This window comes from Micromonospora sp. LOL_015, assembly GCF_048060275.1.
Taxonomy (GTDB): domain Bacteria; phylum Actinomycetota; class Actinomycetes; order Mycobacteriales; family Micromonosporaceae; genus Micromonospora_E.
Window position 1 is genome coordinate 1 of sequence record NZ_JBHMIO010000115.1, and the last position, 2307, is coordinate 2307.

Sequence of the window (2307 nt, forward strand, 5' to 3'; positions counted from 1 at the left end):
AGCGGTTCAGCTTCAACTCCATGTTCGGCAGATACACCGTGATCGAATCCGGATCCTTCCGAACCAACCGACCACAAGGGCAGAATTCAATTGTACGAATGAGTTGTGCCGTCGCACTCCACCCGGACGGCTACGATCTCGACGTCATAGCGCAAGCTTCAATCAAGCCTGTGCCCTGAAGTCCGTGGCCAGGACTTCCTCATCGCCAATATCCCAAATCCCGGATCATCAACTTCGCAGGACTGCCACTTGGACAAATTACAGCAACTGTCCGAGTTGCATAAAGTTCCCACAGGACTTGGGACTACTTACGTTCACTCTACACCTTTAGAACGCCATCGCTTCAGCACCAGCGCCGAACTGAGGGCAGCCTCCCATACCTGTATTCGCATATACTCTGTGGTAGCTGGTTCTTCCGGGTCCGCTTCTAGATCCGAGCTGATGGCAGCATCTAAGTTCGACTTGGCCACGCGAACCCGCGCCCACTCGGGAACACTAAATCGGGCCGCTTCAGGTTCATAGTCCGTGCATCCCATGACGACCAGTCTTCCTGATGGAACGTGGAGACTACCTTCGACCACGTGGTCGAACTCTGCCCAGTCGTTGACCGGAGGGTCATCCAGTACCTCCACCTTGACTGACACGGACATATTCGCAACAGTGCCGACCGCCATGGCATCACTTCCGACCGCCAACTGGTCCGCAACCGCCCCCTCCGTCCAGACATCCCCTAGTACGGCAGCCGCCATTTGGGCTGTGACCAGGTAGGACGGGTCGGCGGGGGTGGTGCAACGTAGACGCAGCCGCCTGTTGATCATGTGTTTGTGAGGACTACAAGATCGAAGGCGGCTGCTGCTGCCAGGGTAGCGGCTGACCGGGCGGCGCGCGCACAGGGCAACCTGTTGGAGCGGGTGCGGTCGTGTTTCGTCCAGACGCGGACGTGGCGGCACGCCGGCCGGTACATGTCGGCGCTGGTCAGCAGGATGCCGAAACGCAACGGGTGGACCATCGCCGAGCACGTCGGGGACGCCACGCCGGACCGGACCCAGCGGTTGTTGAACCGGGCGGTGTGGGACACCGAGGGCGTGGCCGGCGAGGTGCGGCGGTACGCGGCCGCCGGGTTGAACGCGGCGGCGGCCGTCCGGCGGCGGCGTGGTCTGGCGGTCGGGGCGTTGGACGAGACCGGACAGCCGAAGCACGGCACCGGGACGGCCGGGGTGAAACGGCAGTACATGGGCTGCGCCGGTCGGGTCGCCAACGGCATCAACACCGTGCACCTGGCCTACGTGCGGGAACGGACCGGCCACGCCCTGATCGCCGCCCGGCAGTGGATCCCCGCCGAGCAGGTCACCGACCCGGACACCGCCGGACGGACGGGGCTGCCCCCGGACGCGGAGTTCCGCACGAAGGGCCAACTCGCGATCGACCTGTGCACCCAGGCGTACGCCGACGGCCTGACCTTCGACGTGATCTGCGGCGACGAGGTGTACGGCAACTGCACCGACCTGAGGGAGTTCCTCGAACAACGTGGGCAGGCGTACGTGCTGCGGGTCGCCTCGACGTTCATGGTCCGGACGCCGTCGGGTGACCGGCTGACCTGCGCGCAAGCCGTTGACCTGCTGGTCGGTGGGGCCGGTCGGGGCTGGCAGGTCCGCTCGGCCGGTGCCGGGTCGAAGGGACACCGCTGGTACGCGTGGGCGTGGATCGCCACCGATTCACCCCGCCACCATCTCCTCGTGCGCCGGCACCTGGCCACCGGTGAACTGGCGTTCCACTACTGCTACGTGCCCGACGGGGAGCCGGCGGTCGTGTCGCGGCTGGTCCGCGCCGCCGGGCTGCGGTGGCCGGTTGAGGAGTGCTTCGAGTTCGGCAAGGACCACTTCGGCCTGGACCAGTGCCAGGCCCGCCGGTACGGGGCGATCGCCCGGCACACCGTGCTGGTCATGGCCGCCCTCGCGGTCTGCGCGGTCACCGCCGCGCAGTTACGTCACCGCACCGACAGCCAGGCGCCCCCGCCGACCACACCCGACCAGCCGCCACCGGCCGAGCCCGGACTGATCCCGCTGACCGTGCCCGAGATCGGACGACTCCTCGCCGACGCCCTCCACCGCCCACAACCACCCGACCACGCCATCGACTGGCTGACCTGGCGCCGACGCCACCAGTCCCGCGCCCGCTGGCACCACCAACGCACCCGCCTCAACCGCGAATACGCCCTGGTCAACTAGCAAATGGCGGCTGCCGTACTAGGTCAGTTACCGACCCTTCGTCGAACAAGTGAATCTGGTGATAGTCTGCAAACAGCCG

Annotated in this window: 2 protein-coding genes; one reads left to right on the top strand and one right to left on the bottom strand. The window is 65.9% G+C overall.

The window, feature by feature from the left end; translation table 11 throughout:
• Positions 1-314 precede the first annotated feature (314 nt).
• The gene (locus ACFHWU_RS28955) at positions 315-674 is read right to left on the bottom strand and encodes a hypothetical protein (protein ID WP_416592271.1); all 360 of its coding nucleotides are present in this window, start codon (positions 672-674) and stop codon (positions 315-317) included.
• Between the two features lie 237 nt (positions 675-911).
• Between ACFHWU_RS28955 and ACFHWU_RS28960 the strand changes: the two genes are divergently transcribed.
• Positions 912-2228 (top strand): IS701 family transposase, encoded by a 1317-nt coding sequence (locus tag ACFHWU_RS28960; RefSeq protein ID WP_416592272.1) that lies wholly within the window; start codon positions 912-914, stop codon positions 2226-2228.
• Positions 2229-2307: the final 79 nt, after the last annotated feature.